Source organism: Hominibacterium faecale (genome assembly GCF_020734085.1).
GTDB lineage: Bacteria > Bacillota > Clostridia > Peptostreptococcales > Anaerovoracaceae > Hominibacterium > Hominibacterium faecale.
The window spans coordinates 388,977-410,870 of sequence record NZ_JAJAGH010000003.1; the positions used below are offsets into that span (position 1 = coordinate 388,977).

Below are 21,894 nucleotides of genomic sequence, written 5' to 3' on the forward strand. Positions count from 1 at the left end.
AGGTATGATTTTTGGTTTACTAAAAGATAGAAAAAACGGAGAGTACCGTACGATTGCCACGCCCACAGAGATTTTGACCATCGCAGGGGCCGGTCATACGGCGCTGGTCCAGTCGGGGGCCGGTGAAAAGGCCGGATTCGAAGACGAGGCGTATAAAGCCGCCGGCGCCAAGATCGTCGAAACGGCCGAAGAGATATACGGGCAGTGCGATCTGGTGACCAAGGTCAAGGAAATTGAACCGCCGGAGTATGATCTTTTGCGGGAAGGTCAGATTCTGCTGACCTGCATCCATCCTGCGGCGCACCCGGAAGAGGTGCAGGCTTTGCTGGACAAAAAGGTGATCGCCTTTACAGCGGAGGATTCACATCGATACGGCTCCCCCAACTGTGAGGCGGCGGGCAAACAGGGAGCGCTTTCCGGCCTCCATGCCATGCTGACGACAAACGGCGGCAAAGGAAAATTTGTCAGCGGCCTTGCGGGAGCGCCGGGCATGAACGTGGTGATTTTGGGAGCGGGTGTGGTCGGACGCTCGGCCCTGGGCGTGCTCCATGCTCTGGGTGCCAAGGTGACGGTTATGGATATTAGCCTGGGCGTGCTCCGGGAAATCGAAGCCCAATATCATAATGCCGTGGATACGATGTACTGTACCAAGGAGAACATCCGCCGTCTGCTGCCTGCTACTGATATGATTTTGAACTGCGTAAAATGGCCGAAAGGCAATCCGGAATTTCTGGTGGACAGAGAGATGCTCCAGCTGATGGAAAAGGGCTCGGTTCTTGTGGATATCAGCAATGATCCGGGCGGCGCCATTGAATCCTTTCACGAAACCACCCACGAGGATCCCACCTATGTGGAAAATGGCGTGATCCATTACTGCGTCAGCAACATCCCGGGAGCGATCGCAGGATCGACCACCGTGGCCTACGCGGCCGCGATGCTGCCGCATTTTATGAAAATCCTCAATGACGGCGTGACGGAAGCTTGTGTCAAAGATGGTTTCCTGCGCAGGAGTCTGACGGTATACAAAGGCTTGCTGACCCATGAGGAAACCAGCGCTCTCCAGCAAAGACCGTGGATACGGCCGGAAGATGTTCTTGGAATTGCAGAGCGGGATCTGGATCCTGCGCCTCCGGCCACGATTACTCGTTCTAATAACTTTATTGTTCTTTAAGATCCGATTCGATTTTTTTAAAAAAGTCTTTGCTCGATTTTTTAGGAGTCCGCAAATAGCGCTTTATTTTATAAAGACTGCCTTTGTCTCCTTTTGTTATGGTATTAATCCCTTCCATACAGCCTAATGAGGCCTTGAAGCCCAGCTCTTTGACTACGTCCATACTGCTGTCGCTGACAGCGCCAAAGGGATAGGTGAAGGTGGTCGGCGTGACTCCAGTCATTTCCTGCATGCGCTTTTGCAGTTTCAGCAGATCTTTGCGCAAGAACTTTGCGTAAGCATCGTCGCTTTCGCCGGAGAGCTTTAAAACGCCCTTTCGGCCCCCCTTATTGTCGTGGGAATCGTAGCTGTGGTTTTGAATCTCCACCAGCCCCGAAGCCAGCATCTCCTGAATCTGTTTCCAGGTGACATGGGAATAGGTCGCGTGATTGTCGTCCACCTTGCTGAAATCGTCCGTATGCTTGCCGATGATGGATATAACGGCTTTCATTTTATACTTTTCCAACAGAGGAAAGGCGTAGAGGTAATTGTTATAATAGCCGTCGTCAAAGGTGAGCAGGACCGGTTTTTCCGGCAGCGGCGCGCCTGTTTCCACAAAGTCGATCAGATCGGACATGAGAATGGTCGTATAACCATGTTTTTTCAAATATTTGAGATCCTTTTCAAAGAGATCCGGACTGATGACATAATCGTTTTGCATCTTAGGGTCTTTCAACAGACCGTGATACATGAGGACCGGTACTTTAACCTGGCTTTTTTTATCCTCCTTGGCCGAGGCCAAGTAATAGCTTTCCTCGGAAAACCCGTACTTGCGCACATATTCCTTCCCCTTTTTGACCACTGTGGAAGGATGATTGGATAGAAGTCCAGTTATGGCATAGAGATCGATCCAGACTTGATTGGGGCTGTCCTTGGCCTTTTCGTCCAGAACCAGCTGCATGCCGAAATGGAGATGGGGCGTATCGATGTTATTGGTGTTTTCCTTCAAGCTGTAACCGGTCTGGCCCACGTAACCCACAACCTGCCCGGGAGAAACGGTCTGGCCGATGGTCAGGTTCTCCGCATAAGGATGGTCCTTGCGCAGATGAGCGTAATAATAGTAGCGCTCCTTGTCAAAGCTGCGGATGCCCAGCCGCCAGCCGCCGTACTGGTTCCAGCCCAGGGCTTCCACCACGCCGCCTTCCACAGCGACCACGGGGGTGCCGGTGCCGGCCATCAAATCGTGTCCCAAATGCTGCCTGCTGTAGCCATAGCTGCGGTTCTGGCCGAAGTCATCAAAGTGGGTATACCAAAAGCCTTCAGCGATGGGCGAAAAGGCTTTCAGTCCGTACCGCTCCACCCAGCGGGTGCCGCCCGCCTCATCGGGAACCTCCAGCTTGTAATAGCCCAGGAAGCCGCCCAGAACAGCGCCATAAGCTTTCTTGTAATAGGGAAAGTATTTCATGTTTTTTGTGAAGTCTTCCAGATCCTGGCCGCTCATCAGCTTTTCTTCAAATTTCTTTAGATCGGATTTCTGGTAGCTTTTAAAATCTCCGCCGTATTTTGCTCCCAAATAAGCCAGAGAATCGATCCAATCGATATGGATTTCCTGGTCGTGGGTCCTGATATCGCTTTCCATAGTATCTTTCAGCGCCTCGTAGGTAACGTTAAAATCGACCCATTTGATGCTGCCGCTGCTTGTGGCGGCAGGCTGGCGGTCCGAATGAAAAACGAAAAGAAAAACGCCTGCCGTAAGCCCGAGGACGATCAGGGCCAGTATTTTCAGTGTGCTTTTGCTCAAGAGAAACCTCCTTTGTATCATAAACTTGCTGCCGCAAGCAGTATGCGGTGTTACTTTTTTTTCCTGTGTAACGCACAAAGCATCAGGCTTGCTTTCTTAATTGTATGTTGAGACGATTTACAACATGAGTCGGGCATGGTAAAATACAAAAATATTGATTGTGCATGATTGAATTGTCAGAAAAGCGTGTATAAACCAATAACTGGGAAGGAGATAAAAAGGCAATGAAGGTAGCATTCCATACTTTAGGGTGCAAAGTAAACCAATATGAAACAGAAGCGCTGCGCCTCAAGTTCAGAGAGCGGGGCTATGAAATCGTTGGGGAAACGGATCCGGCGGATATCTATGTGATCAATACCTGCACAGTGACTTCTCTTGCGGACCGGAAATCACGCCAGTATATCCGTAAGATGAAAAAGCAGAGCCCTCACAGTGTGGTTGCTGTGACAGGGTGCTATGCCCAGATCAGCCCCGATGAGGTTAAGGCTGTCGAAGGCGTCAATATCGTTGCCGGCACCAATGAGAAGGGGAAGCTGATCCAATATATTGAGGAGTTTTTATTAGAGCGCAGGTCTCAGCTCCATGTGAAGCCGTATGAAGAATTGGATCGGTATGAGGAAACCGGGCTGGTGACCGCTACCGAATCCAGGACCAGAGCTTATATCAAAATCCAGGAGGGATGCGACCGGTTTTGTTCCTATTGTGTCATTCCTTATGCCAGGGGCAGCGTTCGCAGCAGGGAACCGTCGGATGTGCTGGCGGAAGCAGAAGGACTGATCGGTCAGGGATTTAAAGAACTGGTTTTGACTGGAATCAACACAGCCCTCTATGGAACGGAAGAAGGATTTTCGGGCCGGTCGGACAACCTTTCGGGGATTGAAACGATCATCAGCAGGCTGGACCGGCTGCCGGGGGATTTTCGTATCCGTCTGAGTTCGTTGGAGCCTGCAGTGGTCAATGCGGACTATGTGAAACGGCTGCTTCAATACAAAAAACTGTGCCCTCATCTGCATTTGTCCGCCCAGAGCGGCAGTGACCGTATTCTGAAAGCCATGAGCCGGCCCTATAACAGGCAGGATTACCTGGATATCATTAAGACGGTGAAAGCCTTTGATCCGGGCTATGGGATCACAACCGATCTCATTGCCGGTTTTCCCGGGGAAACAGAAGCGGACCATCAGGACAGCGTGGACCTGATCCGGGAGGCGGGTTTTTGTAAAGTCCATGCTTTCAAATACTCCCAGCGGCCCTTTACCAAAGCGGCCTCTATGGCGGATCAGATTCCAGCGCCTTTGAAAAAAAGCAGGACGAAGGAACTGATCGATGCGGGAGAGCAGGCATCGCACCGCTTTTTCCAGGAAAACCAGGGACGTGTCAGAAGCGTGCTCATAGAGGAGCACGCACAGGATTACGGCTGTTTAACCGGCTACACGGACAACTATATTCGTGTTTATCTAAAAGGCGGAAACAAAAAGATGATGAACTGTTTTCAGGAGGTTAAGCTTCTGGAACCGTTCGCCGATGGAATGAAAGGAGAGATTCAATGAAACGTAAAAAGGGGAAGCTGCTTTTTGCAGTGATGCTTCTGACGGTGACCGTGATGGTTTTATCAGCCTGCGGCGATCAAGGCGGGGAGGATAAAAGCGGCGGTGATCAAAGCGCCGCGGCGCAGCAAGCCTGGACGCTGCCTGAGGAGCAGACAGAGGGGAAAGATTTGACCAGCTTTAAAACACTGGACTTGACGGGAACGGAAACGGATCAGAGCGTTTTCGCAAATTATAAGTACACGTTGATCGATGTTTGGGGTACTTATTGCAACCCTTGCATCCGCTCTATGCCGGACAATGAAAAATTGTATCAGGCGTTTAAGGATAAGGGCCTTGGCGTAATGGGAATCGTAGTGGATGCGCTGGATCAATCCGGCTCTGTGGATATGGATCAAGTGGATTATGCCAAGGAGCTTTTGGATAAGCAGGGGGTAACTTACCCGGTTCTGCTGCCATCGGAAGGAGTGATGAAAAATCTGGTCAATCGTATATCGGTGATCCCGTCGTACATTTTCGTGGATAGTAAAGGCAATATCACCAGCACGGTCTATGAAGGCGGCCGGAGTTATGATGAGTGGGTGAAGATCATTGAAGAGGAAACTGGTATTTAGCTTGCTGCTGATCCTGGCGGCAGGTTTCATTGCCGGAGGCTTGATGCGGGGCGAAGGCGCGCTCGTACTCACAAAAGCAGTCAACGTATGTTTGGAGTGTATCGGAATTGGATAAGAAGCGGGTAAAAAAGCAGGAACGTTTTCGGACCGGCTTTCAGCTGGCGTTTACTGCGCTGACAAATGGATATGTACAGGGGTTCGTACAAGGCAAGATTTATCAGGGGCCGTCCAAAGAAGTTTGTCTGCCTGGGCTGAATTGCTATTCTTGTCCGGGCGCGCTGGGGGCCTGTCCCATCGGAGCCATGCAGGCGATCGCCAATGATCGGAATTTTACCATGCCCTTTTATGTTTGGGGATTCTTGATCGGGGTGGGCGTGCTGCTTGGCCGTCTGGTCTGCGGATTTATGTGTCCCTTCGGACTGGTGCAGGATTTGCTGTATAAAATCCCGATCCCCTGGAAGTTCAGAAGGATTAAAGGCGACCGCTTTTTGAGATTCTTAAAATACGGAATCCTATTGGTGTTTGTCCTGATTTTGCCCATGTTTTTCGTGGGCGCTTTCGGGCAGGGGGATCCCTGGTTCTGCAAGTATATCTGTCCTTCCGGTACGCTGATGGCGGGCTGGCCGCTGGCGCTGTTTAATGAGGGATTGAGAACGGCTCTGGGCTTCCTATTTGTCTGGAAATCTGTTATACTAATAGTACTAATTCTATTGTCCCTGATGATCTATCGGCCCTTTTGCAGATATCTTTGCCCGCTGGGAGCCGTATATGGTTTGTTTAATAAGTTGTCGCTTTACCGGCTGCGGGTGGATGAGGCCCGATGTACGGGATGCGGGGCCTGCAAAGCAAGCTGCAGACTGAATATCGATCCCCGCAAAACGCCCAACAGCTTAGAGTGCATCCGCTGCGGCAGATGCGTGAAGGCCTGCGATGCAGGTGCTCTTCGGAGGGGGATAAAATGAGGAATAAAAAAATAAGAAACATTGTTCTCTGCCTGGCGATCGTAGTTGTGGCAGCGGTGCTGATCAGAGCCAGCGGTCTGGATAATTTGCAGGGCGTGGCAGCTCCCAAATGCGAGGGCAACGGCACCTGTGGTATGAAGTATTTTAAAAAATTGCTGGATGAAAAGCCGGGAAGCTTTTAGCCGCAGCTCCATTAGGAGGAGAGACGATGAATAAAAGGATAATGAGAAACGTGACAGTCGGGCTGGTGCTGGTAGTCGCTGTGGTTACAGCGGTGCAGCTGAGCGGACTGGGGGATTATTTGAGAAGCAATGTGATGCTCAAGTGCAGCGGCGAAGGCACCTGTGCTATGAAGTATTATAAAAACTATGTAAAGGAGAAATAAACGATGGGAGATTGTATTTTCTGCAAGATTGCGCAAAAGGAGATTCCGTCCAGCGCAGTTTATGAAGATGATCGGATCCTTTGTTTCCACGATCTGGAGCCCCAGGCCCCGGTTCATGTTCTGATCATACCTAAAAAGCACATCGAATCGCTGGATGCGGTTACTGATGAGGACAGGGATCTGCTGGGCTATATTATGACAAAGGTGAAAGACATCGCACAGGAGCTGGGCCTGGAAAACGGTTACCGGCTTGTGAACAACTGCGGCGAGGATGGATTTCAGACCGTGAAGCATCTCCATTTCCATTTGCTTGGAAAGCGGAAGATGACCTGGCCTCCGGGCTGATAAAAAGGGGAACGCCAGGATGGAGCAATCCTTTTTTCGATGAATTAGGCATAACATTCTGACCAGTGAGTGCGGCGTTGCCGAGAGTGATGTCGAAAATTGTCCAATGAGAGAATTGATTCAACAATGTATTAACTTTGGCTTATTGTTGAGATTTTTCCAACGCTTACAAGCTATACTTTCTGACAAAAGCTTTATTATACAAGGTGAATTCCTCAATGCTTAATTTCGCAACTTTGGCATTTTCATTCTAGGGGAGGCCCAGTTTTTTTATTCAATCGCCAGACTCTGATCGGTGACAGGCTTTGTACAAAAAAACCTTGCATAATTGTGCAGAAAATAGTATAATAGCAATGTTATAGATAGGACCGTTCTCATAGCATCTATGTGATTTCAGAACACGTCAGGAGGTGAAACGGAATATGGCACAGGTAATTGTTAGAGAAAACGAAAGCTTGGAAAGTGCTCTCAAGAGATTTAAGCGCTCTTGTGCGAGAGACGGCGTTATGTCGGAACTCAGAAAAAGAGAACACTACGAAAAGCCGAGTGTAAAAAGAAAGAAGAAGTCTGAGGCTGCAAGAAAAAAGGCTAAGAAATACTAAGCTTTTGCAGTAGGGATTCGAGGTGTTTTAAAAGTGACCTTAAAAGAACAACTGATGGCTGACTTCAAAGAAGCTATGAAAGCAAAAGATGAAGTCAAAAAAAATACGATCAGCTTTGCTCGTGCTGCTATTAAACAGTACGAGGTAGATAACAGGGAAGAGCTGGATGATGAAGGCATTATTGCTATTTTATCAAAACAGGTTAAGATGAGAAAAGACGCCCTCGCTGATTTTGAAAAAGCTGGACGAACGGACTTAGCTAATGACTATAAGGCAGAAATTGAAATTCTGAAACGTTACTTGCCCGAGCAGATGGATTCGGCCAAGATCAAGGAAGTGGTACAGGCTACCGCGGCAGAGCTTGGTATTGAAGGTGGCAAGAAAAATATGGGCAAGCTCATGGGTGCTGTCATGAAAAAGGTCAAGGGCCTGGCTGACGGTAACGATGTGCGCAAAGCGATTGAAGAGTTTTTAAGTGAATGACTTTACTTAGGAGCAGGCGACGAGCCTGCTCTTTTTGTTATGCAGGAGCGATTGCCGGCAATCGCTCCTGCATAACAGCAAAAACCGCTTCTTTTATGAACAGGCGGAAACCGGCTGGATTGGATCCAGACTAGTGGGACTTGGAAGCGGGGATGGACTTGTGATTTTGCAATTGAGAGCGCCCAATATCATAGTTCCGATCATAAGCCTCCGATTCTTGTAGTTTTTGGCTCCACACGCATCGGATACGAGCTGCTCCAAATCGAAAGTATCGTAATTAGTTCGAATTTGCTTGGGTTTGATAGTTTGCCAATCTTTATAAAACTCTCCCAGAATAAGAATATCAGAATCCTTTATAAGAACACCTGTTCCTGATAATTGCCTGAACGAAAAAGATTGACCTTCATTTGACGAAGCGTTTCCTGAGAGAACCTGGCATGGATTTTCAAAAAAAAGAGATAAAACAAAAATTTAACTTGCAATCAGGACAACTTTTAGGTATACTAAATCTTGTCGGTTAGGAAAGTCGACCATATGCGGATATGGCGGAACTGGCAGACGCGCACGGTTCAGGTCCGTGTGAATATTACTTTCGTGGAGGTTCGAATCCTCTTATCCGCACCAATGTTAAATAACGCTCGTATGAGCGTTATTTTTTTATAACGCAGGAAATTATCGATGCAATCGATATTGACGGAGTTTTAAAGAACGTACCTCATATGGCAGGCATTACAGCCGAGACAGCCGTTTACTTCTTCTTTTAAAAGCGACACGATTTCAACTTGATGTCCGGCCTCTTCTGCGCCCCTTACAAACTGCTCAACCAGCTTCGAAGTATTTCCTTTCGGCCGCCCGCCGCCTTGAACTACGAATATCCTTTTCATATATGAGTGCTCCTTTCCAGGTTGTTTTAGATAGTGTAGAATATCAGCGGCGTTTTGTCAATCGTGATTGGAATTTCGGGCGGCATAGGGTTTTGGGGTGTTGGAAGGTTTGGGAAAATAATTAAATCCAATCTGGTGTTTGGCCGCTTTGACGATCACATTCATCACTCATTTGATGCGATCACCTTTTCACACCAGCCCGATGAGCGCGGATGCCACACCGGCCAAAAGCGTCAAAAGGATCGGGCCCATCCTGGTTTTGTAATAGAGGCAAAATGTCAGAACAAAGAGAGTGATCTGTATCGGATCAAGCCGGGACAGAAAGCTTGCGGACAAAATGGGCCCGGTGAACATGCTGCCTTCCGCCAGAAAAAATCCGGAAACCCCAATCAAAGCAATGCCGGCAATCTTCATCTTATGCAGGATCATATTCATTGCAATGGCGCTTTCATTTTTTTTGAGGACGGTTACAGCGATATAAGTGAACAGTGCGCACGGAAGGCAGACGGCCAGACTGATGAGAATGGCGCCGGGCCAGCCGTAGGCGGCAAAGCCGGCATAAGTCGCCGTATTGATCGAGACTGGACCGGGAGTGATTTGCGAAATGGCTACCAGGTTGGAAAAAACCTCCTTTGTCATGATCCCATATTCGGCTACAGCCTGATAGATGATTGGCAGCATGGCGTAACCGCCGCCCACACTGATGCTTCCAATTTTTAAAAAAGCGATAAATAGCTCAAACATGATCTTTGCTCCTTATCCGATTGATTGAGTAATGTATGACGCCCAGCAAGGCGAAAAACAGGACTAACAAAATTGCGTTTGTATCAAAGAACATAGATGCAGCAAAAGCTGCGGCGAAAAGAAATAGATCCAATTTTGTCGATAGAACTGCTTTCCCCATGCGGATGACCGTACACACAATCAAGGCAACGGAAGCCGATTTGACTCCTTTTAATCCATCATTTAAAACAGCCTCCAGAGGAAGCGCATCCAGCAGCGCAACGACCAGCAGGATACCCAGTACTGCGGGGATGACGGAAGCGGTGACTGCGACTATGGCACCGCAGACCCCTTTCATGCGATGACCGATAAAAACCGCAACATTCACCGCAACCACTCCCGGCAGACTCTGAGCCAGAGCAAAACACTCCACCAGCTCATCCTCGGTAATCCAACTGCGCTTCTCCACAACCTCCTTCATTAAAATAGGCGCCATGGTCACACCGCCGCCGAAGGTGACAGAACCAATCTTAAAAAACAAAACAAATAATTTGAGTAACAATTTACCGCTTTTCATACCTTATCCTTTATTAAAGAAAACTCAAGTTGATATTTCCATTGAGCTCAACAAACCGAATTAAGAGCTGGGTTGTCTTAACTGCATCGTTGATGTTAAGAAGCTCAATGGGCGTATGGGAATAGCGACGCGGAATGGCCAACGTTGCCGCAGGAGTTCCCTGACCGCACATATGCATAATACTTTCTTCAGTAATATACACATTTTCACTGATGACCAGCTCCTGCAAATCCATACCCAAGGTTTCCGCCGCATCGTAGAATCCTCTTCGGATTTGTGGATGCATACACGAATAGCGCATGATCGTCGGATCTCCTTGAGCGATGATCAGGACTGGCCCTCGATCCATGTAAACGGGAAGCTCTTTTGCTGTATCCACATCCGGAACATCGCCGCAGGGGACGGTATCCAATGCGATTACATAGTCGGGCTTGATATGGTTTACCGGTCCGATCATACCGGCGATGGTCGTTTCCTCCAGCACAGAAAAGACTGCTACCAGTTCGCCGCCCAGCTGAGACTTGTCGACCGATTCCAACAGACTGAGAATAATCGCACAGCCTACCCGATCGTCCAGAGACTTCGTACAAACCAAATCCGGATTGGACATTTCCATAAAATCGCTTTGAAGGACAATCTTATCACCCAGCCGAATACCGTAGGATTCGGCTTCAGCTCTGGAAAAGGCGCCTACATCGATATAAGATTGTTTGGCTGTCTGAGCGCGAACGGCTTCTTCCGGAGTCATAATGTGAGCGGCCCGCAGCCCGATCACTCCGGGGACTCTGCCTTTTTCCGTCTGAATCCATACCTTTCTTGCGGGAATAACCTTGTTGGAATAATCGCCAACCTTTTCAAAGAGAATGAATCCATCCTCAGTAATGTTTTTTACCATAAAGCCGATTTCATCAGCATGGGCAGTAATCACGGCCCGTTTACCGGGAAGATCGCCTTTCAAATAACCGATCACTGTCCCCATGGGGGAGACTTCCACCTGATCGCAGACGGATTCCAGCCGTTCCTTCAAATACCGGCCCACCTCCGCTTCGGAGCCGTCTACGCTGATCATTTGTGTCAAATTGTGAATGTCATTTAATAATTTTTCTTTCATATTCATTTCCTATGTAACCTTTCTTTTACTAGTTTTCCGCACCGTCCTCTTTGCCGAAGAAGCCTTTTTTATAGAGGAGGCGTGCGAGCAATACCGGAATAATGACAGCTGTAATCATCATCAAGCCGTAAATGTGTGCCAGCAGCAGGAAGATCACAGTTGTAATTGCAATGATAAAGCTGAGCTTTGGTTCAAATTTGCAAAATTGAATGTATACGGCACTGAACACTGCCGGCACAGTATATAATTTAACTGCAGTGAGCAGTTTTTCGGGAAAGATTTCGATGATGGAGGTTCCAAAGACCGCGGTTATAAAAACGACGACCAGGGTTGTGAAAACAGACCCGGCTACGCCGATCGTAGAAACGACCGCGCCTTCATCGGAACCATATGGAACCCCTACGGCTTCCTGCGCTACTGCGGAAGCGGGCATCCGGATATCTGAAATACTGCCCGAAGTAAACGCCATGTAAGTGCCGGAAAGCCCCAAAATCGGATAATAGGACAGCGGCTCAATAATATAATAGGCTCCAAATGCGGCGGCAATGGTTCCCCAGGAGGAAAGGGCGATGGACCATTCCGGAAAAACTCCGTAGCGCACTTTCAAGTAGATGACTGGCAGGAACATGCTCAGCATGATAATTGGGATCATGATCGTACCAATTCGAGTTACTTTTTTCCTCCACAATTCGTTAAAGGACATATTGTTATTCATGATTGATTCCTCACTTTCTGCTCTAAAGGATCTGTTTTACACATCAAAAGATCATGGATGAAGCAATGCCTGCCACCATGGCCAAGCCCAGAGAATACTCTTTGAGCCACTTGTAGCGTTTTGACAGATACAGGAGCGCCCACATGGAAAGGGCGGACACGGCCATGACCAGAAGAACCTTAAAATCTGTGCTCCGCACGCCGTTTACCATATATTCGCTGCAAAAGGCGCCGAAGATTCCCAGGGTGGCTGCGCTAGAAAAGATTTCCATCCAGCGGCTGTCCCCGCCGCCGATTTTGTGCCTCACTTTTTCCATCCTGCTGGCAAATACCCAGGTTACGATCAGCCATCCGCAGGCATTGATGGTCATCGTCCACCAGGCATTGGAAAGTTCCACCATGGATAATGCCTGTGTGATATCGCCGCCCAGAGCCTTGACTCCTACTGAGGCGGCGGTCAGCTCCGTCGTGGCCCCGCCAATGACGGACAGACGCAGCCAGGAGATTGGCCCGCCCAATACGGCCACAAGGCCGATCATGACAATAAATACCCCAAAAGCAGGTCCGATCGCCGAGACGACCCCGGCCCGCAGCGCTCGATTGCACTGCTTTTTAGTCAGATTGACTTCTCCGATTTTCGAAGCCCTTCTGGCAAGTCTAAAGAATAAAATGATTTCAACAAAAACCGCAGCAACTGCGATGGCTGCCAGACCCCATATGGCAGGGCTGTTGGCAACTTCTAAAGCATTGATATTTTCCATAACATCGATTCCTTTCTTTTGCAAAGGGTGTAAGGCGTATCAAATAATTCCTGATTTTTTCAAATCATCCAACTGCCGGACGCTAAGTCCCGCCAACTCCTGATAGACATTGCTGTTATCCGCGCCCAGCGAAGGCGCAGCCTTGTAGATACTTCCCGGAGTCAGACTCATTTTTATGGGAATCCCGGCAATTACATTTTTCCCTGCTATGGGATGATCCACTTCCACGATCATATCTCTGGACTGAATCTGTTCGTTTTCCAGCACCTTGTCGATGGTATTGATCAGACTACATGGTACGCCGGCTTTATCCAGTATTGCCGCCCATTCCTCAGCCGGTTTTTCTGCAAGCCGAAGGCAGAGCAGCGCAAACATTTCATCGTGATTGAAACCCCGTTTTGGGTTGGAACAAAACCGTTCGTCCTCCGCCAACTCCGGACAGCCAAGAGCGTCACACAGTTTACACCAAAGCACATCGTTTCCGGCAGCGATCATGATATCCTCCGTTTTGGTAGGGAAGGTCTCGAAGGGAAAGATGGACGTATGGGTATTGCCGGTTGGCCCGGGGACTTTGCCAGTAACCGTATATCTGGAAATGGCATTTTCCAGGATTGCAACCTGAGAATCCAGCATTGCCACATCGATATACTGTCCTTCACCCGTTTTCTTCAGATGGATATATGCCGCCAGGATTCCAGTTGCACAGAACATTCCGGCAATAATGTCGCCGATGGATGAGCCGATTTTAACAGGCTTTCCGCCTTTTTCTCCCGTAATGCCCATGATCCCGCCCATAGCCTGGACAATCCCGTCATATGCGGCCCTTCTGCTGTATGGACCGGTCTGGCCGAAACCCGAAATGGACGCATAGATAATTTTGGGGTTGATCTGGGAGATCGTTTTATAATCCAAACCCAGCTTTTCCATAGTGCCGGGCCGGAAATTTTCTAAAATCACATCGACCTGTCCGGCCAGAGTCTTAAAAAGCTCCTTTCCTTCCGGTGATTTCAAGTTTAGGGTAATGCTTTTTTTATTGCGGTTCACACTCATAAAATAAGCGCTCTCCTCATTGGAAAAAGGGCCGAAATGCCTGGAATCATCGCCGATTTTGGGCTGCTCCAGCTTGATTACCTCCGCGCCCAAATCCGCCAGCATCATGGCGGTATAGGGGCCGGAGAGAACCCGGGTCAAATCCAGAATACGGATGTCAGTCAAAGGACCTTGTCTGCAGGTGCCCATAAATATCACTCCTCTCTATGGTTCAAAATCTGTAAAAGCGTTTAAGGCAAAACCGGTTTTGCTGTTGACGCAATTATAAATAATGGAGGCAGGTCCACCGCAACTGGTAAAATTTAAATCTTTTGAATATTTTGTTAAAAATTTTAGGGATAGGAAGCAAATGAACAAATCAAAGCAAAAATCTTCAGTGCAATTTAACTTTTATAAGATTCTGTTGCATTTGTAAAAAAACTTATAGTAGGGTCTAAGTTTCGGGAAAAAACAGGCACCATAATAGTCAGAATTTTATTGAAACATAGTATGCACTGTTATATATTTAAACAAGTGTTTGAGATGATGGTTTGGAGGTGAATGTGTTGAAGATCGGTAAATTCTGCGAGAAATTTGATATCTCACCGACCACGGTACGCTTCTATATTAAATCTGGGATTTTGGCGCCCAACAAAAAGAATTCTCAATACGACTTTACCTCTGCGGACATGGCGGAAATGGAAATCATCTGCAAGCTGAAAGAACTATCTTTTAACTTGGATGAAATAAAGCAGTATTTACAGATTATCAGAATGTATGACATTCAGGACGAACATATCAGAGAACATCTTTTGCCTCTCTATGAGCTGAAACAGCAGTCCCAGGAAAAAGAAATACAAGTAATCAGAAGGTCCATCGCTATTCTTCAAAGTGAAATAGAAGCCTTGCGGGAAGAAAAGGAAGTCGCCACGTTTTTCAGCGGCATTCCCCTGGATTTTTCGCCGTTTTTCGCATGTCCAAAATGCAACAGCCTTTTTAATTTATCTGATCTGCAAGTCAGGGGGAACAAGATTTACAGCGGGAAGCTCAAGTGTCAGTGCGGCTATACGGCGCTGATTGAAGATGGGATTTTACTGGCAGAAGCCGAGTCTGAATACTATCAGAGCCCGGAATTCCATGTGCTCCACTATCGGGAGAGCCATGTGGATGAACCTGATTTCGTTTTTTTTCAATACATGCACGATATTACTTCTGAAGCCACATCTCTGATCTACAAATCCTACCTGTGGATCGATTCGGTTATCAAACCCTACAGCTTTAAAAACAAGGTGATCTTTGTCCCTGATTTGGCGAGCCATTTTTTGTATAAGCACATAAAAAAACCATACTTTCGAGATGCGTTTATTGTTGTGTCCGGTTTCTCCAAGGAAACTATTATGTCCATCAAATCCCATATTGATTTGATTGCGCCGGATGCAAAAATCATCTACATCGCCAACACAATTTATGATCTGCCCATTAAGAAAAAATTGTTCGATTTATGGATTGATGCCATATCTTCCTATAACTTTTCCTTTTTTCATAACGATTCCCTTCACAGGAAGATCGATCCGTATATGAAGCAGGATGCCCGTACAGTAGGGCTGACAAAGTACTATGAACGGGGCTGCCGATCACTAGCCAATATTGCAAGATTGTATCCCAATGTCATGAAAGATCAATCTTTGCTGGACACATTTAAAACCATCATGGACGAGATGGGATATCATTTTCTAAAAGAATCCCTAATCGGCGAAACCGTGGACCCGGGCCCTTACTACGAATATCATGCACCGGGGGATCATCATTGTTATTATGCATTCTTTGCTGAAAAAAAGTAGGAAACCCCAATCAAAGCTAGCTATGAAATTTTTCTGGCGCCGCTCTTGGCGACAAAATTTTCTCAGAACGACATCTAGGATAAAAGGTGAAAAATTCGTAACCTTTCGTTATTTATTTCTTCTTTATGGTATTATTGTTAAGAAATGGGCGCATTCAGAACAGAAAGCTTTTCAAATCAAAAGGCTTTCTGTTTTCTTTCTACTATAGAGAAATCAATTTAATCTGCCTTTGATTATATTGCTATGCTAGTCGCTTCTGCTCTTACATATTCCCATATACCTGAGACGGTGAAAGATTCGCTTGCGCAAAAGCCTCGAAAGGCGGCGTTCGAGTAAATATGACAGATAACGGCGAAGGCATTGTAGCAAATTTGCTGCCCATGTGTTCGAACGATTCAGCTGGCAAAGGAGGAAATTTGGGATGAAACAGACGGGCGTAATTTTACTGGTGGAGGATGATAAAACGATACTGCATACCAACCGGCGTCGCTTGGAACGAGAAGGATTCACAGTGTTGTGTGCCCGAACGGTCCGCGAGGCGCGAGCTTTATTGAAAAAGCATTCACCCGACGCCATGGTTTTAGACGTTATGCTTCCCGATGGCAGCGGTGTTGCTTTTTGTGAGGAACTCCGGCAAGTTACGTCTGCGCCAGTATTATTTTTAACAGCGCGGGATGAAAAGCGCGATGTCATTGAAGGGCTTCTGGCCGGCGGCAGCGATTATATTTCAAAACCCTATGATATGGATGAGCTTCTAGCTCGCATCAAGGTACAAATTTATCTGGCGCAAAGGAAGCGGGCAGCCCGGTGCAATCGGCTTCAATACGGCGATTTAGTTTTGGATTTAGTGGCGCAGCGAGCCTATCTCAATGGTGAAGATCTGCTTCTGACCCAAAAAGAATATTCGCTACTGCTTCTTTTAGTCGAAGCCAGAGGAAAGATTCTTTCTGGCAAATATCTCTATGAGATGATATGGAAATCACCTATGGCTGGAGATAATCGTACTTTAAAAAAACACCTTTCCACTGTGCGAAAAAAGTTGGAAGACCGAGAGGGCGGATATACGATCAGTGCTGTATATGGGAAGGGATATTATTTGGAGAAATTAGTATGATGTATAAATTTGCAGGAGGTAGAAGATGATCGGGACTGAACTTTTAAAGCTGGTGGAGGAAAAAGAACGTTATCGTCGGCTGGCGGAAGAGGATCGCTTGACCGGGCTCTATAATCGGGGCGCTACAGAAGAAAAAATAAATGAACGGCTGGACCAATACAAAGAAGGCGTTTTGTTTGTGATTGACGTCAACCATTTTAAAAAGGTCAATGACCGGTACGGACATCTGATCGGAGACGGTCTTTTGCAGGAAATTGCAAGACGTCTTCTTTCCATGTTTTTAAAATCCGATGTAATTGGCCGTATCGGCGGTGATGAGTTCGTTGTTTTTCTGTCTGTAAAGCAAAGTGAAAGCTTTGCCACTGAACGTGCCAAGCAAATCAAGAGATTAATGCGGAATATGGAAGTAAAAACATGTCTTCTGGATATAACGGTTTCAGTGGGCTACAGCGTATACAGGAAAGGCGATCATTACCAAAGCCTGTTCGATCGGGCGGATCAAAAACTGATCGCGGAGAAGCGGGATCGAAAGAAAAGCGGCTTTCGCAAGTTTACGGCAACAGAAGGAATTGAAATGGATGTTCTCCGCATTCAAAGTGAACTAAAAGAGTATAAAAATCCCACAGGCGCTTACTTTCAAGGCTATGACAGCTTCAAAAATATTTATCGATTTGTGGATAGGCGGCTCCAGCGTTTAACCGGGAGCGCTTATATTGTTCTTATGACACTTACAGACACAGAGAAAAATCTTTTGCCTCTGGATGAGAATACAAAGTGGATGAAATGCCTAAAAGAAATCATCGGCGGCCAGCTGAGGGCAGGCGATGTTTTTGCACAATATAGCAGCTGTCAGTATCTGATCATGCTGGCCGATGTATCGGCCGATGAGTCGGAGTCGATTGCAGATAGAGTAACTGCAGCCTTTTATGAGCAAGCAAAGAGCGTTCATCAAAAACTGCTGCTGCATCACTGCTTTCCGCTGGACGGGGGAATCGCGGGCGGTACCAATCTCGATTAGCGGACAGGCTTGTAATGATCGAAGCAGCCTGCGCGGGTAAGTGGATTTTGCTGGAATTCAGTCTCGACTTTTCTGCCGTTTTCGTGTTAAAATAGCATCTATGCAGAATACGCAGGAAAGGAACACATGGGCTTTGAAAAAACTGATCATCGCAGAAAAACCGTCTGTAGCGCGGAACATTGCTGACGCCTTGGGAATCAAGGGGCGAAAGAACGGATATATGGAGGGGGAGAAGTATGTTATCACATGGGTGTTCGGCCATCTTCTCCAGCTTTATGATGTCAAGGACTACGATGAGACCAGGAAAAGCTGGCGCATGGAAAACTTCCCCTTTATACCGGAAACTTTTCGCTATAAAATAAAAAGCGACCCTCGTAACAAGAATAAGGTGGATGAGGGGGCGGAAAAACAGATTGGAATCATTAAATCACTAATGGAACGGGACGACGTGGAAGGGGTAGTTTCTGCTACGGACTATGACCGGGAAGGGCAGATTATTGCAGACGAAATTTTTCTCTATACGGAAACCTCCAAACAGGTGGAGCGGCTGCTGCTCAACGAATGGACCAAGGATGAGGTGCTGGCCGGTTTGCAGCGGCTGTGCCCCAACAGCGATCTGAAGCCGATGCAGGATGCGGGATTCGGCAGACAGCTGGCGGACTGGCTCATCGGCATCAATCTGACCTCCGTAGCTACCGTTAAATACCGCAATGCCAACCATGATCAAGTGCTCAATATCGGCAGGGTGCTGCTGCCGACTTTGAAGATCATTTATAATCGGGATAAGGAAATTGAAAGCTTTCAAAAGTCCAAATATTACAAGCTGATAGCGCCTTTCCTTACGGAAGAGGGGGAAATCATCGAAGCCCTTTATATGGAGAAGGACAGCGAAAAGTTTGAAGATCAATCCTATTTGGAAACGATCCTTGACAAAATGAAGGGTCAAAAAGGCTTGATTACGGAAAAGGAAGTGGAGCGCAAAAAAGAATATGCACCCTATTTGTTCAATCTTTCCAATCTCCAGGGATTTATCACCAGCAAGTTCAAGGGCTGGACATCGGAAAAAGTTTTGAAAACAGCCCAGGATTTATACGAAAAAAAGATCATTACTTACCCGAGAACGGCCAGCAGCGTTTTGGATGAAAGCTTAAAGGAAAAAGCGGCTAAGGTTCTGCAGGCCGTAAAACGTGGGATGCCCTATGAAGAGGAGATCAAATTCAGCGATTCCAAACGGATTTTCGACAGTAAAAAGGTGGAGAGCCACTCGGCCATTATTCCCACGTATGTGCTCCCAAAGAATTTGACGCCGGATGAACAAATCGTGTATGAAGCAGTGCGGAACCGGTTTTTAGCTCAATTCCTTCCGGTGTCGGAGAGCGAAGAAACCCGTCTGGTCATTCGAGCAGAAGGTGCAGAGCTTCCGGGTACTTTTACGGCCAAAGGTAAAGTGCAGCTGGTGGAAGGCTGGAAAAAGGCGGAGTCCGTTTCCACAAAGGAGGTCATGATGCCGCCGCTGGAGAAGGGAGCACTTTTGCAGGCGGGAGAACTGGCGGTGAAGGAAGTGGTCCGCAAACCGCCCAAACACCATACGGAAAAAACTCTGCTCCGGGTCATGGAAACCTGCGGCAAAAGCTTTGAGGAAGAGGATTCGGAGGAAATGATGATGGCCATCCTCAGCGGCTTCAGCATTGGAACCCCGGCAACCCGGGCCGAGACCATCCGTAAGCTGAAGGATGTGGGATACATAACGACTAAGGGAAAATCCCTGCTCTGCACCCAGCTGGGGAGGATGATGGTGGAAACCTTTCCTGTCAAGGAACTGTTCGACCTGGAGTATACTGGGCGCCTGGAAAAAACCCTTTCTGATATTGAGAAGAATAAATTCCAGCAGCAGGATTTTCTGGAAATGATCAAGGCATTTACTGCCAAATCCGTAGAAGCCATCAAAGGGGATAAAGTGTTTGCTTCTAAGGTCAGTCTGCCGGATTCGGTAGAGGTTCTGGGAATGTGTCCAGAATGCGGCAATCCGGTCATCGAATCTGAGAAGGCCTATGGCTGCAGCAATTGGAAGAACGGCTGCCGCTATGCTATTTGGAAAGACGACAAGTTCATCGAATCCCTGGGCAAAAAGGTCTCTCCGGAAATGGTCCGTCTGCTATTGCAGAACGGCAGGGTGGGGTTTCACGGACTCCAGAGCAAAAAAGGCAATCGTTTCAGCGCTTATCTTCACTATGAGAAGGATCCTCAAAAAGGATTTTACAGCTGGAAATTGGAGTTCATCGACTGAGAAAAAATTGTGGATTTTTAGAAAAAAATGCAGCTTTCCGATTGACAAATCCACTGATTTGATTTATTATAGAAAAGCTGAATCAAGTCAGTGAAAGTTGTATGCGGATATGGCGGAACTGGCAGACGCGCACGGTTCAGGTCCGTGTGAATATTGTTTTCGTGGAGGTTCGAATCCTCTTATCCGCACCAATTAGTAAAAAAATGACGTCCAATTGGACGTCATTTTTTTATAGAAACGGATAAGAGGATTCGAACAACTGAAAAAGTACCACGGGCCAAAGGCCCTGTACTTTCTGTATGGCACCTGCCGCAATTTGCTATGCAGCAAATTGGGCTAGGATGCGCATGAAAAGGCGCGACCGTAAAGCGAGATGGTCCGGTGGACCATCGAGTAGGGAGCGGGTCAACATACGCAAGCGCATTCCAACATGCCTGTGGCATGTTGCTGTCCGTTTTTCCAATGCAGCTAAAGCTGCGGAAAAAAGGCAAGGCGACTGAAGGATGAGGCGCAGACCGGCAGATTTGTGAAGGAAATCTGTGTAAATCCTTATCCGCACCAATGTTAAATAACGCAGGAAATATCGATGCAATCGATATTGACGGAGTTTCAAAGAACGTACCTTGCGAAGCGTCGCTGCTTGTCAGCGACATGTGTGCATAGGAAGCTTTGATTCCGTCATGCACGCGTTTTTTACGGATAAGAGGATTCGAACAACTAAAAAATAAATTAGTGTAAATTTTGTGGGCGTCGGCCGCTGGTCGGCCGCCAAGGCTACACCAAAAACCATATGCCCGACGCATTTTTGGGTCTGCATCCCTTCTAAATTGCCTTTCAATACCTTCCTTATCGCCCGGCAGCGAATATCTGCCAATCTCGATCCAGCTGTTGACATCCTAATACGCGCTTCATATAATCGTTATAAATCACAAGTTACAAGAACATGGAGAGGAGAAGATTTTGAGAGCAGACAGCACATCAGCCAGGAATATAGACCCATTGACAAACGAAGGCCGGGAAGAGAATCGGAACCCGGACTGCCCGTGCAAACGAGCAAAATGCGAAAATCACGGAAACTGCAGGGCCTGCAAAAACAAGCACCATAACGCAGGCAGGGATACTCCGACCACATGTGAACGATTAAACAGGAAAAAAAGCAGGTCAAAATGGAAAGATAAGGGGTGAGAAAGATGAAGCAGGAGATACAGAATATTTTAAAAGAAATCGAAGAGCGTGAACAAGTAACAATCATCATGGCCGTAGAATCCGGGAGCCGGGCTTGGGGATTTGCTTCTGCAGACAGCGATTATGATGTGCGTTTTCTTTACATAAGAAAGCTGCGGGATTACTTAAAGCTGGAAGGCACCAGAAATGTGATCGAATGGCAGCTTGATGAGACCTTGGACATCAATGGCTGGGATCTGCAAAAAGCGCTGCGCCTTTTGATGAAATCCAATCCTGCTGTTATTGAGTGGTGCGCATCGCCGATCTTTTACCGGCAAAGCCATGCTTCCCAGCGCTTTTGCCAGCTGGCGCAGGACTATTTTTCTCCGAAAAAAGGAATGTACCATTATTATCATATGGCAAAAGCCAACCAGCAGGCGTTAAACGGGAAGGAGCAGGTTCGCGTAAAAAGCTATTTTTACGTGCTGCGCCCTGTACTGGCTGCCCGCTGGATCATGGAGCGGAAATCCGCGCCGCCTGTTCCTTTTCAGCAGCTGGTCGCCGACCAGCTGGAACCTCGGCTGATTCCGGTTGTTGATCAATTAATCGAGATGAAAAGCAAGGAGCCTGAAACAGCGGTGACCGGCCAAATTCCTCAAATAAACCAATATATTGAAGAACAATTGAAGGAAATTGAAAGAGCATTAGAAGTCATGGAAGAGGACGGACGCCAAGGGTATGATGAGCTGAACCGCTTCTTCTATGAATCGCTGGGCGTGTAGAGG

At 47.4% G+C, this 21,894-nt stretch carries 23 protein-coding genes and 2 tRNA genes; 17 read left to right on the plus strand and 8 right to left on the minus strand.

The annotated features are described in order from the left end of the window. Positions 1-4: 4 nt before the first annotated feature. A complete protein-coding gene (locus LG211_RS04565) occupies positions 5-1,171 on the plus strand; it encodes an alanine dehydrogenase (RefSeq protein ID WP_227755065.1) in 1,167 nt (388 codons plus the stop codon). Here LG211_RS04565 and LG211_RS04570 read toward each other — a convergent pair. Next, positions 1,158-2,951, minus strand: coding sequence for a polysaccharide deacetylase family protein (locus LG211_RS04570; RefSeq protein WP_227755066.1), 1,794 nt, complete (start codon positions 2,949-2,951; stop codon positions 1,158-1,160). The genes LG211_RS04565 and LG211_RS04570 overlap by 14 nt on opposite strands. A gap of 224 nt (positions 2,952-3,175) precedes the next feature. Between LG211_RS04570 and mtaB the strand changes: the two genes are divergently transcribed. The 10 genes from mtaB to LG211_RS04620 all read left to right on the plus strand — a co-directional run bounded on the left by mtaB (position 3,176) and on the right by LG211_RS04620 (position 8,510). Beyond that, entirely contained in the window at positions 3,176-4,498 is a 1,323-nt protein-coding gene (gene mtaB / locus LG211_RS04575; RefSeq protein ID WP_227755067.1) for a tRNA (N(6)-L-threonylcarbamoyladenosine(37)-C(2))-methylthiotransferase MtaB, read from the plus strand. Beyond that, a complete protein-coding gene (locus LG211_RS04580; protein ID WP_269477061.1) occupies positions 4,495-5,109 on the plus strand; it encodes a TlpA family protein disulfide reductase in 615 nt (204 codons plus the stop codon). Before mtaB ends, LG211_RS04580 begins: the two co-directional genes overlap by 4 nt. Further along, entirely contained in the window at positions 5,087-5,224 is a 138-nt protein-coding gene (locus LG211_RS04585; protein WP_253019588.1) for a CD1871A family CXXC motif-containing protein, read from the plus strand. Before LG211_RS04580 ends, LG211_RS04585 begins: the two co-directional genes overlap by 23 nt. After that, positions 5,217-6,071 carry a 4Fe-4S binding protein gene (locus tag LG211_RS04590; protein ID WP_148394805.1) on the plus strand — a complete coding sequence of 285 codons (855 nt, stop codon included), beginning with the start codon at positions 5,217-5,219 and terminating at the stop codon, positions 6,069-6,071. The genes LG211_RS04585 and LG211_RS04590 overlap by 8 nt, the downstream gene beginning before the upstream one ends. Continuing rightward, positions 6,068-6,253 (plus strand): hypothetical protein, encoded by a 186-nt coding sequence (locus LG211_RS04595; RefSeq protein WP_148394807.1) that lies wholly within the window; start codon positions 6,068-6,070, stop codon positions 6,251-6,253. The genes LG211_RS04590 and LG211_RS04595 overlap by 4 nt, the downstream gene beginning before the upstream one ends. A 26-nt stretch (positions 6,254-6,279) precedes the next feature. Next, positions 6,280-6,456, plus strand: coding sequence for a hypothetical protein (locus LG211_RS04600; RefSeq protein ID WP_227755069.1), 177 nt, complete (start codon positions 6,280-6,282; stop codon positions 6,454-6,456). Positions 6,457-6,459: 3 nt separating this feature from the next. Further along, positions 6,460-6,801 (plus strand): histidine triad nucleotide-binding protein, encoded by a 342-nt coding sequence (locus tag LG211_RS04605; protein ID WP_148394809.1) that lies wholly within the window; start codon positions 6,460-6,462, stop codon positions 6,799-6,801. 422 nt (positions 6,802-7,223) lie between these two features. Further along, positions 7,224-7,403 (plus strand): 30S ribosomal protein S21, encoded by a 180-nt coding sequence (gene rpsU, locus LG211_RS04610; protein WP_022146591.1) that lies wholly within the window; start codon positions 7,224-7,226, stop codon positions 7,401-7,403. Positions 7,404-7,436: 33 nt separating this feature from the next. Beyond that, positions 7,437-7,886: a GatB/YqeY domain-containing protein gene (locus LG211_RS04615; protein ID WP_148394812.1), complete on the plus strand. Its 450-nt coding sequence runs from the start codon at positions 7,437-7,439 to the stop codon at positions 7,884-7,886. Positions 7,887-8,422: 536 nt separating this feature from the next. Next, positions 8,423-8,510 (plus strand) — tRNA-Leu (locus tag LG211_RS04620). Between the two features lie 77 nt (positions 8,511-8,587). Here LG211_RS04620 and LG211_RS04625 read toward each other — a convergent pair. From LG211_RS04625 to LG211_RS04655, 7 genes are all read right to left on the minus strand, one after another. Next, positions 8,588-8,770: a flavodoxin family protein gene (locus LG211_RS04625; RefSeq protein ID WP_148394814.1), complete on the minus strand. Its 183-nt coding sequence runs from the start codon at positions 8,768-8,770 to the stop codon at positions 8,588-8,590. A gap of 189 nt (positions 8,771-8,959) precedes the next feature. After that, complete coding sequence (locus LG211_RS04630) at positions 8,960-9,514, minus strand: chromate transporter (protein WP_148394815.1); 555 nt, start codon at positions 9,512-9,514, stop codon at positions 8,960-8,962. Next, entirely contained in the window at positions 9,507-10,070 is a 564-nt protein-coding gene (locus LG211_RS04635; RefSeq protein ID WP_148394817.1) for a chromate transporter, read from the minus strand. The genes LG211_RS04630 and LG211_RS04635 overlap by 8 nt, the downstream gene beginning before the upstream one ends. 13 nt (positions 10,071-10,083) lie before the next feature. After that, positions 10,084-11,181: a M42 family metallopeptidase gene (locus LG211_RS04640; protein WP_269477062.1), complete on the minus strand. Its 1,098-nt coding sequence runs from the start codon at positions 11,179-11,181 to the stop codon at positions 10,084-10,086. Between the two features lie 28 nt (positions 11,182-11,209). Next, positions 11,210-11,896, minus strand: a complete 687-nt coding sequence (locus LG211_RS04645) for a hypothetical protein (protein ID WP_148394821.1) — start codon at positions 11,894-11,896, stop codon at positions 11,210-11,212. A 43-nt stretch (positions 11,897-11,939) separates the two neighbouring features. Beyond that, positions 11,940-12,656: a DUF5058 family protein gene (locus LG211_RS04650; protein ID WP_227755072.1), complete on the minus strand. Its 717-nt coding sequence runs from the start codon at positions 12,654-12,656 to the stop codon at positions 11,940-11,942. Positions 12,657-12,695: 39 nt separating this feature from the next. Then, positions 12,696-13,895 carry a CaiB/BaiF CoA transferase family protein gene (locus LG211_RS04655; protein ID WP_269477063.1) on the minus strand — a complete coding sequence of 400 codons (1,200 nt, stop codon included), beginning with the start codon at positions 13,893-13,895 and terminating at the stop codon, positions 12,696-12,698. Positions 13,896-14,251: 356 nt separating this feature from the next. Here LG211_RS04655 and LG211_RS04660 point away from each other — a divergent pair, with 356 nt between their 5' ends. The 6 genes from LG211_RS04660 (at position 14,252) to LG211_RS04685 (ending at position 21,891) form a co-directional block, all read left to right on the plus strand. Beyond that, entirely contained in the window at positions 14,252-15,526 is a 1,275-nt protein-coding gene (locus tag LG211_RS04660; protein WP_269477064.1) for a MerR family transcriptional regulator, read from the plus strand. 421 nt (positions 15,527-15,947) lie between these two features. Continuing rightward, complete coding sequence (locus LG211_RS04665) at positions 15,948-16,640, plus strand: response regulator transcription factor (RefSeq protein ID WP_148394829.1); 693 nt, start codon at positions 15,948-15,950, stop codon at positions 16,638-16,640. 25 nt (positions 16,641-16,665) lie between these two features. After that, positions 16,666-17,658, plus strand: coding sequence for a GGDEF domain-containing protein (locus LG211_RS04670; protein WP_148394831.1), 993 nt, complete (start codon positions 16,666-16,668; stop codon positions 17,656-17,658). Positions 17,659-17,791: 133 nt separating this feature from the next. Beyond that, positions 17,792-19,945: a type IA DNA topoisomerase gene (locus LG211_RS04675; protein ID WP_148394833.1), complete on the plus strand. Its 2,154-nt coding sequence runs from the start codon at positions 17,792-17,794 to the stop codon at positions 19,943-19,945. A 103-nt stretch (positions 19,946-20,048) separates the two neighbouring features. Next, positions 20,049-20,136, plus strand: a tRNA-Leu gene (locus LG211_RS04680). A gap of 999 nt (positions 20,137-21,135) precedes the next feature. Then, a complete protein-coding gene (locus LG211_RS04685) occupies positions 21,136-21,891 on the plus strand; it encodes a nucleotidyltransferase domain-containing protein (protein ID WP_148394835.1) in 756 nt (251 codons plus the stop codon). Positions 21,892-21,894 lie beyond the last annotated feature (3 nt).

Excerpts from the sequence above, each read along its gene's own strand:
- LG211_RS04565 (WP_227755065.1), top strand. The coding sequence starts at position 5 with ATGATTTTTGGTTTACTAAAAGATAGAAAAAACGGAGAGTACCGTACG.
- mtaB (WP_227755067.1), top strand. The coding sequence starts at position 3,176 with ATGAAGGTAGCATTCCATACTTTAGGGTGCAAAGTAAACCAATATGAA.
- LG211_RS04580 (WP_269477061.1), top strand. The coding sequence starts at position 4,495 with ATGAAACGTAAAAAGGGGAAGCTGCTTTTTGCAGTGATGCTTCTGACG.
- LG211_RS04595 (WP_148394807.1), top strand. The coding sequence starts at position 6,068 with ATGAGGAATAAAAAAATAAGAAACATTGTTCTCTGCCTGGCGATCGTA.
- LG211_RS04600 (WP_227755069.1), top strand. The coding sequence starts at position 6,280 with ATGAATAAAAGGATAATGAGAAACGTGACAGTCGGGCTGGTGCTGGTA.
- LG211_RS04605 (WP_148394809.1), top strand. The coding sequence starts at position 6,460 with ATGGGAGATTGTATTTTCTGCAAGATTGCGCAAAAGGAGATTCCGTCC.
- rpsU (WP_022146591.1), top strand. The coding sequence starts at position 7,224 with ATGGCACAGGTAATTGTTAGAGAAAACGAAAGCTTGGAAAGTGCTCTC.
- LG211_RS04625 (WP_148394814.1), bottom strand. The coding sequence starts at position 8,770 with ATGAAAAGGATATTCGTAGTTCAAGGCGGCGGGCGGCCGAAAGGAAAT.
- LG211_RS04630 (WP_148394815.1), bottom strand. The coding sequence starts at position 9,514 with ATGTTTGAGCTATTTATCGCTTTTTTAAAAATTGGAAGCATCAGTGTG.
- LG211_RS04635 (WP_148394817.1), bottom strand. The coding sequence starts at position 10,070 with ATGAAAAGCGGTAAATTGTTACTCAAATTATTTGTTTTGTTTTTTAAG.
- LG211_RS04640 (WP_269477062.1), bottom strand. The coding sequence starts at position 11,181 with ATGAAAGAAAAATTATTAAATGACATTCACAATTTGACACAAATGATC.
- LG211_RS04645 (WP_148394821.1), bottom strand. The coding sequence starts at position 11,896 with ATGAATAACAATATGTCCTTTAACGAATTGTGGAGGAAAAAAGTAACT.
- LG211_RS04650 (WP_227755072.1), bottom strand. The coding sequence starts at position 12,656 with ATGGAAAATATCAATGCTTTAGAAGTTGCCAACAGCCCTGCCATATGG.
- LG211_RS04655 (WP_269477063.1), bottom strand. The coding sequence starts at position 13,895 with ATGGGCACCTGCAGACAAGGTCCTTTGACTGACATCCGTATTCTGGAT.
- LG211_RS04665 (WP_148394829.1), top strand. The coding sequence starts at position 15,948 with ATGAAACAGACGGGCGTAATTTTACTGGTGGAGGATGATAAAACGATA.
- LG211_RS04670 (WP_148394831.1), top strand. The coding sequence starts at position 16,666 with ATGATCGGGACTGAACTTTTAAAGCTGGTGGAGGAAAAAGAACGTTAT.
- LG211_RS04685 (WP_148394835.1), top strand. The coding sequence starts at position 21,136 with ATGAAGCAGGAGATACAGAATATTTTAAAAGAAATCGAAGAGCGTGAA.